The following is a 13,805-nucleotide window of genomic DNA, read 5'->3' as shown; positions in this document are numbered from 1 at the left end:
TGCTTCGGTCTATCGACGCTCGTCATTGCGAGCGAAGCGAAGCAATCCAGAAATGTTTCCGCGGAGACAGCCTGGATTGCTTCGTCGCCTCGCTCCTCGCAATGACGAGGTTTATTTCTTCACCAACGGGCAGCGCGACTGCTCCAGGGACTGGAACGCTTCGCTGCCGGGCACGGTGGCGAGCAGCTTGTAGTCGTCCCAGCGGCCCTTGGATTCCGACGGCTTCTTGACCTCGAACAGGTACATGTCGTGCAACATGCGGCCGTCCTCGCGGATCTTGCCGTTCTTGGCGAAGAAGTCGTTGATCGGCGTCTCCTTCATCACTTTCATGACTGTTGCAGCGTCGGTCGTGCCGGCCGACTTCACGGCCTTCAGATAGTGCGTCACGGAAGAGTAGACGCCGGCTTGCGCCGAGGTCGGCGGCCGCTTCATGCGTTCCTGGAAGCGCTTCGAGAACGCGCGGGTGTCGTCGTTCAGATCCCAGTAGAAGGCTTCCGCCAGCAACAGGCCCTGCGCGGTCTCCAGCCCGATCGAGTCGATGTCGGTCACGAAGGCGAGCAGCGGCGAGACCTTCTGGCCGCCCTTGGTGATGCCGAACTCGGCCGCCTGCTTGATGGCGTTGACGGTGTCGCCGCCGGCGTTCGCGAGCCCGATCACCTTTGCCTTCGAGGCTTGGGCCTGGAGTAGGAACGACGAGAAATCCGACGTATTGAGCGGATGGCGCACGCTGCCGAGCACCTTGCCGCCGGTCTTGGTCACGACGGCGCTGGTGTCCTTCTCCAGATCCTGGCCGAAGGCGTAGTCGGCGGTGAGGAAGTACCAGGTGTCGAGGCCGGACTTCACGGCCGCAAGGCCGGTCACATTGGCCTGGCCGTAGGTGTCGAACACGTAGTGAATGGTATAGGGACCGCAGGCCTCGTTGGTGAGGCGGATCGAGCCCGGGCCGTTAAACATGATGATCTTGTTGCGCGCTTTCGCGATCTCGCCGGCGGCGAGCGCGGTCGCGGAGGCCGCGACGTCGTAGATCATCTCGACGCCCTGATTGTCGAGCATGTCGCGAGCGATGTTGGCGGAGAGATCGGCCTTGTTCTGATGGTCGGCAGCCAGAACCTGGATCTTGCGGCCGAGCACCTCGCCGCCAAAGTCCTCCACGGCCATCTTGGCCGCGGTCTCGCTGCCGGGGCCGGTGATGTCGGCATAGAGGCTCGACATGTCGAGAATGCCGCCGATCTTCAGTGGCGGCTTGTCCTGCGCCTGCACGGCGCTTGCACTAAGCGCCAGCGCAGCAGCGAAAATGCCCGACAAAACATGCTTCATCGAAAAAGACCTCCCTTGATCGCCTGTCTCTAATGGCGGCTTGGTTATTGGTGTTGTCGCAATCATGCCGCATGCGCGACAGCGCAGCAAGCGCGCGGGACGCTGCAGATGAACGATCAACACGCGCTTTCCGCAAAGCGGAATGACGAGATGCGGAAGAGTGGCCTCCGCCATCATTGCGAGCGCAGCGAAGCAATCCAGGATCTTTCCTCGGAGGGACTCTGGATTGCTTCGCTGCGCTCGCAATGACGGAGTATGAACAAACAGTCTTCGCGCCCCACCGCGCTTGAGTTATGGTTGGAGCGCAACGCAACCTTTCCGGGCAACGTGACGCGACTGCTTCATCTCATCGTCGCATGTCTTCTGGTCGCGGCTCGCGGTGCGTCCGCCGCGCCGTGCCAGTTCGAGTCCCAGGGCGAAGGCCGCGTCGCCGCGATCGATGCGCGCAGTCTGCGTCTCGATGACGGCCGGGAAATCCGCTTGACCGGCATCGAGCCGACCGCGACCACGAAGCAGGCGCTGACCACGCTGCTCGTCGGTCGCGACGTTATTTTGCGCAGCGCTGACGACACGCCCGATCGCTATGGCCGCCAGGGCGCGCTGGTCTTTGTCGGCGAGAGCGACATCTCCGTGCAGGCAACGCTCCTCGCCCAGGGCGACGCCATCGTCTCCGCCGAGATCGCCGATAAGGACTGCGCGGCCGCCCTGATGGCGTCGGAGGCCGAGGCGAGGCGCCAAAAAAAGGGCAGCTGGGCTGACCCGTCGGCCATAAAAAACGCGGAAAGTCCGGACGATATTTTGGCGGGGATCGGGCGTTTTGTGGTGGTCGAGGGCAAAGTCCTGTCGGTCCGGCAAGCTGGGGCAATGACCTACCTCAACTTCGGACGGAACTGGACACGCGGCTTCGCCGTGACTATTTCAAAGCGCATGGTACCCGCGTTCGAAGGCGCCGGGATCGTCCTTAAGTCTCTGGAAAATAAACGTATTCGTGTCCGGGGCTGGGCTGAGGGGAATACGGGGCCGCGTATCGATGTACGCCTCGTGGGACAGATCGAGTTGCTGGGCGCAAACGAGCCGACAGGGGTAAGGCCCTAAAAGGGGCCAGGCACGGGTTAAGCGACGTGAATGGGGTGCTAGGACGGCACGGACGAGGTGAACACCGCCGCCTGCGGGCAGCGCCGGCTGCGCTATGCCTCGTGCTGGGTTCAGCCCTCGCCGGCTGCGGCGATATGGGCCGGTTCCAGACCGCGGCGGCCCCGCCGACCGTCGCGATGCCCAAGCCGAAGCCGGCCGTCGCGCAGACCCCCGCCACCGAGAAGGAGCACGAGCGCATCCTGGCGAGCTATGGCGGCACCTACGACGACCCCAGGCTCGAATCGCTCGTCACCAAGACCGTCGACCGGCTGGTCGCGGCGTCCGACCGCCCCGATCAGGGTTACCGGGTCACGATCCTCAATTCCGGCGCGGTGAACGCCTTCGCGCTGCCGAACGGTCAGCTCTATGTCACGCGCGGCCTTCTTGCGCTGGCGAGCGATACGTCGGAATTGTCCTCCGTGCTCAGCCACGAGATGGCGCATGTGCTGTCCAAGCACGCCGCGATGCGTGAGGACCAGGCCCGCCAGGCGGCGATCGTCACCCGCGTCGTCACCGACATGAGCAACGATCCCGATCTCACCGCGCTCGCGCTCGCCAAGACCAAGCTGACGATGGCGAGCTTTTCGCGCAATCAGGAGTTCGAGGCCGACGGCGTCGGCGTCGGCATCTCCGCCAAGGCCCATTTCGACCCTTATGGTGCCGCACGCTTTCTCTCGGCGATGGAGCGCAATGCCGAGCTGAAGGTCGGCAAGACTTCGCTCGATCCGCGCGCGCAGGATTTCACCTCGTCGCATCCGGCAACGCCCGAGCGCGTGCAGAACGCGCAGACCATCGCGCGGCAATACGCAGCGCCAGAGGGCGGCGAGCGCGACCGCGAGACCTATCTCGCCGCGATCGACAATCTCGTCTACGGCGAAGACCCCAGTGAAGGTTTTGTCCGCGGCCGGCGCTTCCTGCATCCGAAGCTCGGCTTCACCTTCCAGGCGCCGGACAATTTCACGCTCGACAACACCGCGCAGGCCGTGATCGGCGTGCGCGACGGCGGCTCGCAGGCGATGCGGTTCGACGTCGTGCGGGTGCCGGCCGAACAGTCGCTCGGCGATTACCTGAATTCCGGCTGGATGGAGGGCGTCGAGAAGGCCTCCACCGAGGACATCACCATCAACGGTTTTCCGGCTGCGTCCGCGACCGCGAAGGGTGACCAGTGGCAGTTCAAGGTCTATGCGTTGCGCTTCGGCAGCGACGTCTACCGCTTCATCTTCGCGGCCCGGCAGAAATCGACCGAGAGCGAGCGCAATGCGCGCGAGACCGTCGGTTCATTCCGCCGGCTGACGCTCGACGAGATCCAGGCCGCGCGCCCGCTGCGCATCAAGGTCATCACCGTGCAGCCCGGCGACACCGTGGAATCGCTCTCCCACCGCATGGCCGGCGTCGATCACCCCGCCGAGCGCTTCCGCGTCCTCAACGGGCTCGATCGCAACGCGCAGGTGAAGGTGCGCGATCGTGTGAAGGTCGTGGCGGATTGACATACACTAAACTGCCGTAGGGCGGGCAAAGCGAAGCGTGCCCACCATTTCCGGCCAGGATTGTCGAAAGGTGGTGGGCACGGCGCTTACGCGCCTTTGCCCACCCTTCAAGCTCCGCCCGATCAGCGCCCCGCGTCCATATCGCCGGCCTCGCGCTGGCCGCTGAGCCAGAGCGCGAGCAAGGTCCAGAACGCGCCTGACAGCAGGTACGCTCCCGAGGCGATGACGCCGAGATTGGTGGCAAGCAGCAGAGCGACCAGCGGTGCAAAGCCGGCGCCGAACAGCCAGGCCATGTCGGAGGTCAGCGCCGAGGCCGTGTAGCGATACGCCTGCTTGAAGTTCGACGCGATCGCGCCCGACGACTGGCCGAACGACAGACCGAGCAGGATGAAGCCGATCACCATGTAGATGGTCTCGCCGAACGCGCCGGCATCGAGCAGCTGCGGGGCAAAGCCGCTGTAGATCGCGATCGCGATCGCCGATCCCATCAGCAGCGACTTGCGGCCGACGCGGTCGGCGATGACGCCGGAGAGCACGATCGCGCCGACGCCGAACACGGCGGCGACGATCTCGATGATCAGGAAGCGCACCGGGCTTTCGCGGGTGAACAGGAATACCCAGGACAGCGGAAACACCGTAACCATGTGGAACAGCGCGAAGCTTGCCAACGGCGCGAACGCACCGAGCATGATGTTCTGGCCTTCGCGCGCCACCGTCTCGGAGATGCGCGAGGGCTGCAATTCGCGGGTCTCGAACAGCGAGGCATATTCTTCCGTCGTCACCATGCGCAGGCGCGCGAACAGCGCCACGACGTTGATGGCAAAGGCGACGAAGAACGGATAGCGCCAGCCCCAATCGAAGAAATCGTCGGCCGAGAGATTCCCGGCGAAATAGGCGAACAGGCCGCTCGCCACGATCAGACCGAGCGGCGCGCCAAGCTGCGGCACCATCGCGTACCAGCCGCGCTGCGAAGGCGGCGCGTTCAGAGCCAGCAGCGAGGCCATGCCGTCCCAGGCGCCGCCCCAGGCCAGACCCTGTGCGATGCGCGCCAGCGCCAGCAGCCAGATCGCGGCAGCGCCGATCTCGTGATAGCCGGGCAGGAACGCGATCGCGACGGTGGCGGTGCCGAGCAGAAACAGCGCCGAGATCAGCTTGGCCGTCTTGCCGTACCCGCGGTCGACCGTCATGAAAATGACGGTGCCGATCGGCCGGGCCATGAAGGCCAGCGCGAAAACCATGAAGGAATAGAGGGTGCCGGTCAGTTCGCTCGTGAACGGAAACACCAGGCGCGGGAAGACGATCACCGAGGCGATCGCAAAGACGAAGAAGTCGAAGAATTCCGAGGTGCGGCCGATGATGACGCCGATAGCGATCTCGCCGGGACTGGCCTGGTCGTGGCCGTGCTCGCCCGAGTGGTCTGCCATTGCGGGGGTCTGTGCCATCGCCATTCGCGCGCCCTTAACGTCCTGAAAACCAAAGCCGACCGCCCGGCGAGGCGCCAGGCAATCCAGCCCTGTCTGGCGCAACATCCCGCACTGCAACATTGGACAAATTGTCCAATGTCCGGATTGCTGCGTTGCAGCTACCCCTTGGCCCCGCGAAAGAAACTCATTCTCATAAGGCTCGGCCCGTGTCCCGTTTCAAGATCCTGGCGCTGCTACCCCTGGCGGTTGCGCTCAGCGGCTGCAACTACATCGTGCTGGCGCCGGCCGGCGATATCGCAGCGCAACAGCGCGACCTCGTCATCATTTCCACCGTCCTGATGCTCCTGATTGTCGTCCCCGTGATGGCGCTGACGGTGCTGTTCGCCTGGCGCTACCGCCAGTCCAACACCGACGCCCGCTACGAGCCGGAATGGGACCACTCGACCAGCCTCGAGCTGGTGATCTGGTCGGCGCCGCTCTTGATCATCGTTTGCCTGGGCGCGCTGACCTGGATGGGCACGCATCTGCTCGACCCCTATCGCACGCTCGGCCGCATCCATGCCGACCGCGCCGTGGACCAATCCAAGGCCCCGCTCGAGGTCGACGTCGTCGCACTCGACTGGAAGTGGCTCTTTATCTATCCGGACTACGGCATCGCCACCGTCAACGATCTGGCAGCTCCGGTCGATCGCCCCATCAACTTCCGCATCACGGCGTCCTCGGTGATGAACTCGTTCTACATCCCCGCGCTGGCCGGCCAGATCTACGCGATGCCGGGCATGGAGACCAAGCTCCACGCCGTCGTGAACCACGCCGGCACCTACCGGGGCTTTTCGGCGAACTACAGCGGCGCCGGCTTCTCCGGCATGCACTTCAACTTCCAGGGTTTCGACGACAAGGGCTTTGACGCCTGGATCGCAAGCGCCAAGTCCGGCGGCGGCTCGCTCGGCCGCGCCGAATATCTCCAGCTCGAAAAGCCCAGCCAGAACGAGCCGGTGCGGCGCTACGGCACCGTCGATTCCGATCTCTACCGCCTGATCCTCAACATGTGCGTCGAGACCGGCAAGATGTGCCAGAGCGAGATGATGGCGATCGACGCCAAGGGCGGCCTCGGCCATGAGGGCCTGAACAACACCCTGCCGCTGGCCTACGACAAGTACGCCCGCCGCGGCACGGCGCTTGGCCCGGAGCCGACCTTCGTCGCCGGCACCTGCACGCCCGATGCGCCGCAGGGCAGGACCACCGCCTCCATCACGGCACCTGTCGACACCGCGCCGCTGCTCGGCGCCGGCCTGAAGCGGCCGACTTTCACGCCGCTGAAGTCCTCGTCCTTCTTCCTCGGACAACGTCCGAAGTCAGATTCGTAAAGAGATCCCGCATGTCTCCTGATCTTCTCAAGCTCATCTTCGGCCGGCTCACCTTCGAATCGCTGCCGCTGCACGAGCCGATCGTCGTCGGCACCTTTGCCGTGGTGGCGACCGGCGGCCTCATCATGCTTGCCGGCCTGACCTATTTCCGCGTCTGGGGTTATCTCTGGAGCGAGTGGTTCACCAGCGTCGACCACAAGCGCATCGGCATCATGTACATGATCCTCGGCATCGTGATGCTGCTGCGCGGCTTCGCCGACGCGCTGATGATGCGGTTGCAGCAGGCGCTCGCCTTCGGTGGCTCCGAGGGTTATCTCAACTCCCATCACTACGACCAGGTCTTCACCGCCCACGGCGTGATCATGATCTTCTTCGTGGCGATGCCGCTGGTCACCGGCCTGATGAACTTCGTCGTGCCGCTCCAGATCGGCGCGCGCGACGTGTCGTTCCCGTTCCTGAACAATTTCAGCTTCTGGATGACGGTCGGCGGCGCGGTGCTGGTGATGGCCTCGCTGTTCATCGGCGAATTCGCCCGCACCGGCTGGCTGGCTTATCCGCCGCTGTCGAACATCGGCTACAGTCCGGATGTCGGCGTCGACTATTGCATATGGGGCTTACAGGTCGCGGGCGTCGGAACGACATTGTCCGGCATCAACCTGATCTGCACCATCGTCAAGCTGCGATGCCCCGGCATGACCATGATGCGGATGCCGGTGTTCACCTGGACCGCGCTCTGCACCAACGTACTGATCGTCGCTTCCTTCCCGGTTCTGACCGTCGTGCTCGCGCTGCTCTCGCTCGACCGCTACGTCGGCACCAACTTCTTCACCAACGATTTCGGCGGCAGCCCGATGATGTACGTGAACCTGATCTGGATCTGGGGTCATCCCGAGGTCTACATCCTGGTTCTCCCCGCCTTCGGCATCTTCTCGGAAGTGACCTCGACCTTCTCGGGCAAGCGGCTGTTCGGCTACACCTCGATGGTCTACGCCACGGTGGTCATCACCATCCTGTCCTACCTGGTCTGGCTGCACCACTTCTTCACGATGGGGTCGGGCGCCAGCGTCAACTCCTTCTTCGGCATCACCACGATGATCATCTCGATCCCGACGGGCGCGAAGATGTTCAACTGGCTGTTCACGATGTATCGCGGCCGCATCCGGTTCGAGCTGCCGATGATGTGGACGATCGCGTTCATGCTAACCTTCGTGCTCGGCGGCATGACCGGCGTGCTGCTCGCGGTGCCGCCGGCCGACTTCGTCCTGCACAATAGCCTGTTCCTGATCGCCCACTTCCACAACGTGATCATCGGCGGCGTCGTGTTCGGCGCGTTCGCCGGTATCGGCTACTGGTTCCCGAAGGCGTTCGGCTTCAAGCTCGATCCGTTCTGGGGCAAGCTGTCGTTCTGGTTCTGGGTCACCGGCTTCTACCTCGCCTTCATGCCGCTCTATGTGCTCGGCCTGATGGGCGTGACCCGCCGGCTCCGTGTGTTCGACGACCCAAGCCTGCAGATCTGGTTCATCGTCGCCGGCATCGGCGCCTTCCTGGTCTTCCTCGGCATCCTCTCGATGCTGATGCAGTTCGCGGTCAGCTTCCTCAGGCGCGAGCAGCTCAAGGACGTCACCGGCGATCCCTGGGATGCGCGCACGCTGGAATGGGCGACCTCCTCGCCGCCGCCGGCCTACAACTTCGCTTTCACTCCCGTCGTTCACGACAATGACGCGTGGTGGGACATGAAGAAGCGCGGCTATCAGCGCCCGCTCACCGGCTTCAAGCCGATCCACATGCCCAGCAGCACCGGCACCGGCATCATCCTGGCCGGCTTTGCCACCGCGATGGGATTCGGCCTGATCTGGTACATCTGGTGGCTGGCGGCCGCGAGCTTCATCGCGATGCTCGCCGTCGGCATCGGTCACACCTTCAACTATCATCGCGATTTCGACATTCCGGCCGAGGACGTCATCCGGGCCGAAGACGCGCGCACCAAACTGCTCGCCGGAGCCAAGTAAATGACTGTCGCTGTCAATCCCACGCAAACCGGCGAGCCGGTGTTCTACCTCGCCGACGAACACCCGCATCCGGAAGGCTACAGCACCTCGCTCGGCTTCTGGATCTATCTGATGAGCGACTGTCTCATCTTCGCGATCCTGTTCGCCACCTTCGGCGTGCTCGGCGGCAACTACGCCGCCGGTCCCGCGCCAAAGGATCTGTTCGAGCTGCCGCTGGTCGCGGTGAACACCTCGATGCTGCTGCTGTCGTCGATCACGTATGGCTTCGCCATGCTGACCATGCAGCAGAACAAGATCGCGCAGACCCAGATCTGGCTGGCGATCACCGGCCTGTTCGGCGCCGCCTTCATCGGCATCGAGCTGTCCGAGTTCGCCCACATGATCCATGAGGGCGCGACGCCGCAGCGCAGCGCCTTCCTGTCCGCCTTCTTCACCCTGGTCGGCACCCACGGCCTGCACGTCAGCTGCGGCCTGATCTGGCTGGTGACCCTGATGGTGCAGGTCTGGAAGTTCGGCCTGATCGAGGCCAACCGCCGCCGCCTGATGTGCCTGTCGATGTTCTGGCACTTCCTCGACGTGGTCTGGATCGGCGTCTTCACCTTCGTCTATCTGCTGGGAGTTCTGCGATGAACACCGATACTCACGCCGCCCATGCGGGCGATCATCACCGCGGCGATAGCCACGCGCAAGCCCACGCCCACGGCTCGTTCTCGACCTACATGCTCGGCTTCGTGCTCTCGGTCGTGCTCACCGCGATCCCGTTCTGGCTGGTGATGAGCGGCGCGCTTCCGAGCAAGCAGATCACCGCGCTCGTGATCATGGCCTTCGCGATCGTGCAGATCGTCGTGCACATGATCTACTTCCTGCACATGAACACGACGTCCGAGAACGGCTGGAGCATGATGGCTCTGATCTTCACCATCGTCATGGTGGTGATCGCGCTGTCGGGTTCGCTGTGGGTGATGAACCACCTCAACAGCAACATGATGCCGATCCACCAGATGACCGGGATGAAATGAGCGAGAACGGGACCATGACGAGCAAGGCAAACGAGGTGCGCGGCGACGCCGCGCGCCTGTCCTTGTGGCTCACGGTCCTCTCGCTCACGGCCTTTGCGCTTCTGATCGCGCTCGGCGTCTGGCAGATCGAGCGCCGCGCCTGGAAGCTGGCGCTGATCGATCGCGTCGAGCAGCGCGTTCATGCCCCGGCCCAACCGATCCCCTCGCCGGCGGCATGGCCGACCGTCTCCGCCGCAAACGACGAGTACAGGCACGTCAGCGTCACCGGCCGCTTCCTGCATGACCGCGAGACGCTGGTTCAGGCCGTCACCGAAGAAGGCCCGGGCTATTGGGTGCTGACGCCGCTTCAGCGTAGCGACGGCACGCTGGTCCTGGTCAACCGCGGCTTCGTGCCGTCCGAGCGGCGCGACGCCTCGACGCGCCGGGACGGCAATCCGCAAGGCCCGGTTGAGATCACCGGCCTGTTGCGCGTGACGGAGCCAAAAGGCGGATTCCTCAGGACCAACGTGCCGGAGCACAATCGCTGGTACTCGCGGGATGTCGCAGCGATTGCGGCGGCACGCGGCCTCGACCACGTCGCGCCCTTTTTCATCGATGCCGACGCTCGATCACAATCCGGCAGCAGCCCAATCGGCGGATTGACCGTGATCAGCTTTCCCAATAACCACCTGATCTACGCGCTGACGTGGTTTGCCCTAACTTTCATGCTGGCCGGTAAACTTTTCGTCACATTCGGCGGCGGGCTGTTCCGCCGCAAGGAGCCCTGGAGCGGCTTCGTCCACGAAGCGGCCGGCGGCTCCGATGCCGTCGCCCGCAAGACGGGATCAGATGCTGGAACGATCGTCGAGCCCACCTGACGACGGAAGAACGCATGGCGCCGTCACGCTGCAATCGCAGGCGGACGCGCGCAGCGAGCTGATCGGCGCTGCGCCGACCGACGACGAGACCAACCGCAAGAACATGGCGCTGCTGATCCAGCTGCGCTGGACTGCAGTGGTCGGCCAGATCGTGACCATCGGCGGCGTGCATATGTGGCTCGGCATTCCCCTGCCCCTCACCCGGATGGGCGCAGTGATCGGCGCCCTGATATTTCTCAACATCTCCAGCCTGGTCTGGGTGCGCCATCGCGCCGCGATCACCAACAACGAGCTGCTCGTCGCCCTCATGCTGGACGTCGCCGCGCTGACCGCGCAGCTTTACCTCAGCGGCGGCGCCACCAATCCCTTCACCTCGTTGTTCCTGCTTCAGGTGACGCTGGGCGCGGTGCTGCTCGATGGCCGCTCGACCTGGTCGCTGGTCGCGCTGACCTGCGCGAGCTTCGTCTGGCTGACCGTCGCCTATCGGCCGCTCGAGCTGCCGCCGAACCCGCTGAGCGAGACCTACACGCTCACAGTTGCCGGCATGCTGCTGGGCTTCGTGCTCAACGCCGTGCTGCTGGTGGTGTTCGTCACCCGCATCAACAGGAATTTGCGCGAGCGCGACGCGCATCTGGCGGCGCTGCGCCAGCATGCGGCCGAGCAGGATCATATCGTGCGCATGGGCCTGCTCGCCTCCGGCGCTGCGCACGAGCTCGGCACGCCGCTCGCCTCGCTCTCGGTCATCCTCGGCGACTGGCGCCGCATGCCCGACCTCGCCGCCGATCAGGAGCTGGCCGAGGACCTGGCGGAGATGGAGACGTCGCTGCAACGCTGCAAGTCGATCGTGACGGGCATCCTGGTCTCAGCAGGCGAAGCCCGCGGCGAAGGATCGTCGCCGACGACGGTTGCGGCTTTCGTCACAGCGCTGGTGGAGGAGTGGCGCGACGCGCGCTCGGCGCGCACGCTGTATTTCGTCAACACCTTCGGCGAAGACGTTGCGATCGTCTCGGACGTCGCGCTGAAGCAGGTGATCTTCAACGTGCTCGACAACGCCTACGAGGTCTCGCGCGACTGGGTCGAGCTCGTTGCCGGGCGCGAGGGCGATCATCTCGTGCTGTCGATCAGCGATCGCGGCCCCGGCTTTGCGCCGGAGATGCTGGCACAAATCGGAAAACCTTATCAGTCGAGCAAGGGCCGCGCCGGCGGCGGGCTCGGCCTGTTCCTGGTGGTGAACGTGGTGCGCAAGCTAGGGGGCAGCGTGACCGCCGAGAACCACAGGAAGCGCGGCGCCACGGTGCGCCTCACGCTGCCGCTCGCAACGCTGGCGATCGGAGGCAGCTTTGACGCCTGACCGTTCGCTCATCGTCGTCGAGGACGATGCCGGCTTCGCGCGCACCCTGAAGCGTTCGTTCGAGCGCCGCGACTACGAGGTCGTGCTCGCCGCCTCGATCGAGGAGGTGCGGAAAGTCCTGGAGGAGCGATCGTTCGGCTATGCCGTCGTCGACCTCAAGCTCGGGGGAGCTTCGGGCCTGGCCTGCGTCGAGCTCTTGCACACGCACGATCCGGAGATGTTGATCGTGGTGCTGACGGGCTTTGCCAGTATCTCCACCGCCGTCGAGGCCATCAAGCTGGGCTCATGCCACTATCTGGCCAAGCCGTCGAACACCGACGACATCGAGGCCGCCTTCAACAAGGCCGCAGGCAATGCCGAGGTCGCGCTCGATGCCCGGCCGACCTCGATCAAAACGCTGGAATGGGAACGCATCCACCAGACCCTGATCGAGACCGACTTCAACATCTCGGAAGCGGCAAGACGACTCGGGATGCACCGGCGCACGCTGGCAAGGAAGCTCGAGAAGCGGCCGGTGAAGTAGGGAGGAGCGGATCGAAGCCGCTCCTCCTCTCCACTGGTTAGGCTTGCTTGCCATATCGCGCGATGACGTCGGCCAGCGCGATATGGCCCGCACAGGATCCTGCTCCCGGATCACTGCTCCCGCGCTCCACGGCGGTGGCGTAGATGACCGCGGGATCGGCCTCGAGTTGTTGGCGCAGCGCCGCCAGCTTTGGCCAGCGGCTCCTCTCCGCGACGGCGTGGAAGTCGAGCCAGCGCGCCACACCTGTCAGCAAGGCGTCGGCAAGGGTCGGCCGGTCGGCCAGCAGGAATCTTGCCGGCTCGATCATGCCTTCGAGCTTGTCGTGGCGTTCGATCACCTTTCTCCTTCCGAACTCCCGCAAGGCCGAGCGCATGGCGTCGTCCATCGCCACGCCTTCCAGTGCGACCCAAAGCGGCGCGAAGGCGCCGGTAAAGCCGGTATTCACGAACGCCATCAGCTGATGCATGCGATCGGCTTTCGGCGACAACGGATCAAAGCTGATGCGCCGTTCGGTATCCCTGGCTTCGAGCCAAGCTGCGATCGCCATGGTTTCCGTCAGTACATCACCCTGGTCCGTGATGAGTGCAGGCGTCTCGTGTCGCGGATTGATCCTGGCGTATGACGGGCTCAGCATCTCGCCCAGCATGTCGACGCGACACAGGCGATATGGCCTGCCAAGCCATTCAAGAGCTGCAACGAGTCCCATGGAGCTTCCCATCGGGAAGCCGTAGAGTAGGATTGGATCCATCGATCTATTCTCCGTGATTTCTGATGATCACGCTGCGCAGCGGTCCCGAACCCTAGTCGCTCGCTCCATCAAGTAAATTGCGAACATTTTTGTAACCTGGAGTCCGCCGATGAAAGACCTCGTTTCGAGATGTCCCATCGAGGAAGTGATGCAGATCCTGAGCGGCCGGTGGCCTACGCTTCTGATCTACTATTTGAAACAGGGCACCAAACGGTTCAGCGACTTGCGTCGGGACAATCCGACCATCTCGCACAGGATGCTCGCCCTCGAGCTTCGCAAACTGGAGGACGCCGGTATCGTGACCCGCACGGAATTCGGCGGATACCCGTTGAGGGTCGAGTACGATCTGACCGCCGCCGGCCACACCTTGGTGCCGTTGATTGATGCGTTAGGCGCCTGGTGGTCGACGGTTGCGACTGACGCGGGCGGAAACAGCCGCGAGACCGGGCGCGGCGCTTCGGGAAGCGCATCGCGGGTTTGATGCCGTTCAGGACCGCATAGGCTCAGAAGCAATTCGGCCCGCTGACCGTCCCTCCGAAACAAAAAGCCCGGCCAAACGGCCGGGCTTT

The 13,805-nt window shown here is 64.2% G+C and carries 13 protein-coding genes; 10 read left to right on the top strand and 3 right to left on the bottom strand.

Annotated features, from left to right (window positions below; all coding sequences use genetic code 11):
* Positions 1-111: 111 nt before the first annotated feature.
* Positions 112-1,317 (bottom strand): ABC transporter substrate-binding protein, encoded by a 1,206-nt coding sequence (locus IVB45_RS02025; RefSeq protein WP_247363033.1) that lies wholly within the window; start codon positions 1,315-1,317, stop codon positions 112-114.
* Positions 1,318-1,572: 255 nt separating this feature from the next.
* On the opposite strand from IVB45_RS02025, the gene IVB45_RS02020 reads away from it, so the two are divergent.
* Both IVB45_RS02020 and IVB45_RS02015 read left to right on the top strand, forming a co-directional pair.
* Complete coding sequence (locus IVB45_RS02020; protein WP_247363034.1) at positions 1,573-2,412, top strand: thermonuclease family protein; 840 nt, start codon at positions 1,573-1,575, stop codon at positions 2,410-2,412.
* Positions 2,413-2,546: 134 nt separating this feature from the next.
* Entirely contained in the window at positions 2,547-3,938 is a 1,392-nt protein-coding gene (locus IVB45_RS02015) for a M48 family metalloprotease (protein ID WP_018452960.1), read from the top strand.
* Between the two features lie 122 nt (positions 3,939-4,060).
* Here the strand turns inward: IVB45_RS02015 and IVB45_RS02010 are convergent, their stop codons facing one another.
* Positions 4,061-5,386 carry an MFS transporter gene (locus IVB45_RS02010; RefSeq protein ID WP_247363035.1) on the bottom strand — a complete coding sequence of 442 codons (1,326 nt, stop codon included), beginning with the start codon at positions 5,384-5,386 and terminating at the stop codon, positions 4,061-4,063.
* 182 nt (positions 5,387-5,568) lie between these two features.
* Between IVB45_RS02010 and cyoA the strand changes: the two genes are divergently transcribed.
* The 7 genes from cyoA to IVB45_RS01975 are packed head-to-tail and all read left to right on the top strand — an operon-like array spanning position 5,569 to position 12,488.
* Positions 5,569-6,729: a ubiquinol oxidase subunit II gene (gene cyoA / locus IVB45_RS02005; protein ID WP_247363036.1), complete on the top strand. Its 1,161-nt coding sequence runs from the start codon at positions 5,569-5,571 to the stop codon at positions 6,727-6,729.
* A gap of 11 nt (positions 6,730-6,740) precedes the next feature.
* Positions 6,741-8,738, top strand: coding sequence for a cytochrome o ubiquinol oxidase subunit I (cyoB, locus tag IVB45_RS02000; RefSeq protein WP_247363037.1), 1,998 nt, complete (start codon positions 6,741-6,743; stop codon positions 8,736-8,738).
* Positions 8,739-9,368: a cytochrome o ubiquinol oxidase subunit III gene (gene cyoC, locus IVB45_RS01995; protein ID WP_007599270.1), complete on the top strand. Its 630-nt coding sequence runs from the start codon at positions 8,739-8,741 to the stop codon at positions 9,366-9,368.
* Positions 9,365-9,757, top strand: coding sequence for a cytochrome o ubiquinol oxidase subunit IV (gene cyoD, locus IVB45_RS01990; RefSeq protein ID WP_247363038.1), 393 nt, complete (start codon positions 9,365-9,367; stop codon positions 9,755-9,757). Before cyoC ends, cyoD begins: the two co-directional genes overlap by 4 nt.
* Positions 9,754-10,614 carry an SURF1 family protein gene (locus IVB45_RS01985; protein ID WP_247363039.1) on the top strand — a complete coding sequence of 287 codons (861 nt, stop codon included), beginning with the start codon at positions 9,754-9,756 and terminating at the stop codon, positions 10,612-10,614. The genes cyoD and IVB45_RS01985 overlap by 4 nt, the downstream gene beginning before the upstream one ends.
* Positions 10,586-11,965, top strand: a complete 1,380-nt coding sequence (locus tag IVB45_RS01980) for an ATP-binding protein (RefSeq protein WP_247363042.1) — start codon at positions 10,586-10,588, stop codon at positions 11,963-11,965. Before IVB45_RS01985 ends, IVB45_RS01980 begins: the two co-directional genes overlap by 29 nt.
* A complete protein-coding gene (locus IVB45_RS01975; protein ID WP_247363044.1) occupies positions 11,955-12,488 on the top strand; it encodes a response regulator transcription factor in 534 nt (177 codons plus the stop codon). The genes IVB45_RS01980 and IVB45_RS01975 overlap by 11 nt, the downstream gene beginning before the upstream one ends.
* Positions 12,489-12,525: 37 nt before the next feature.
* On the opposite strand, the gene IVB45_RS01970 is transcribed toward IVB45_RS01975, so the two are convergent.
* Complete coding sequence (locus IVB45_RS01970) at positions 12,526-13,236, bottom strand: glutathione S-transferase family protein (protein WP_247363045.1); 711 nt, start codon at positions 13,234-13,236, stop codon at positions 12,526-12,528.
* 109 nt (positions 13,237-13,345) lie between these two features.
* On the opposite strand from IVB45_RS01970, the gene IVB45_RS01965 reads away from it, so the two are divergent.
* A complete protein-coding gene (locus IVB45_RS01965) occupies positions 13,346-13,717 on the top strand; it encodes a helix-turn-helix domain-containing protein (protein WP_247363046.1) in 372 nt (123 codons plus the stop codon).
* Positions 13,718-13,805 lie beyond the last annotated feature (88 nt).

This window comes from Bradyrhizobium sp. 4, from assembly GCF_023100905.1.
Lineage (GTDB): Bacteria > Pseudomonadota > Alphaproteobacteria > Rhizobiales > Xanthobacteraceae > Bradyrhizobium.
This window is presented reverse-complemented; position numbering and strand designations above follow the sequence as displayed.

Bases quoted from the DNA above. Each gene is read 5' to 3' on its own strand.
- IVB45_RS02025 (WP_247363033.1), bottom strand. From the start codon at position 1,317: ATGAAGCATGTTTTGTCGGGCATTTTCGCTGCTGCGCTGGCGCTTAGT.
- IVB45_RS02020 (WP_247363034.1), top strand. From the start codon at position 1,573: ATGAACAAACAGTCTTCGCGCCCCACCGCGCTTGAGTTATGGTTGGAG.
- IVB45_RS02015 (WP_018452960.1), top strand. From the start codon at position 2,547: ATGGGCCGGTTCCAGACCGCGGCGGCCCCGCCGACCGTCGCGATGCCC.
- IVB45_RS02010 (WP_247363035.1), bottom strand. From the start codon at position 5,386: ATGGCGATGGCACAGACCCCCGCAATGGCAGACCACTCGGGCGAGCAC.
- cyoB (WP_247363037.1), top strand. From the start codon at position 6,741: ATGTCTCCTGATCTTCTCAAGCTCATCTTCGGCCGGCTCACCTTCGAA.
- cyoC (WP_007599270.1), top strand. From the start codon at position 8,739: ATGACTGTCGCTGTCAATCCCACGCAAACCGGCGAGCCGGTGTTCTAC.
- cyoD (WP_247363038.1), top strand. From the start codon at position 9,365: ATGAACACCGATACTCACGCCGCCCATGCGGGCGATCATCACCGCGGC.
- IVB45_RS01985 (WP_247363039.1), top strand. From the start codon at position 9,754: ATGAGCGAGAACGGGACCATGACGAGCAAGGCAAACGAGGTGCGCGGC.
- IVB45_RS01980 (WP_247363042.1), top strand. From the start codon at position 10,586: ATGCTGGAACGATCGTCGAGCCCACCTGACGACGGAAGAACGCATGGC.
- IVB45_RS01970 (WP_247363045.1), bottom strand. From the start codon at position 13,236: ATGGATCCAATCCTACTCTACGGCTTCCCGATGGGAAGCTCCATGGGA.
- IVB45_RS01965 (WP_247363046.1), top strand. From the start codon at position 13,346: ATGAAAGACCTCGTTTCGAGATGTCCCATCGAGGAAGTGATGCAGATC.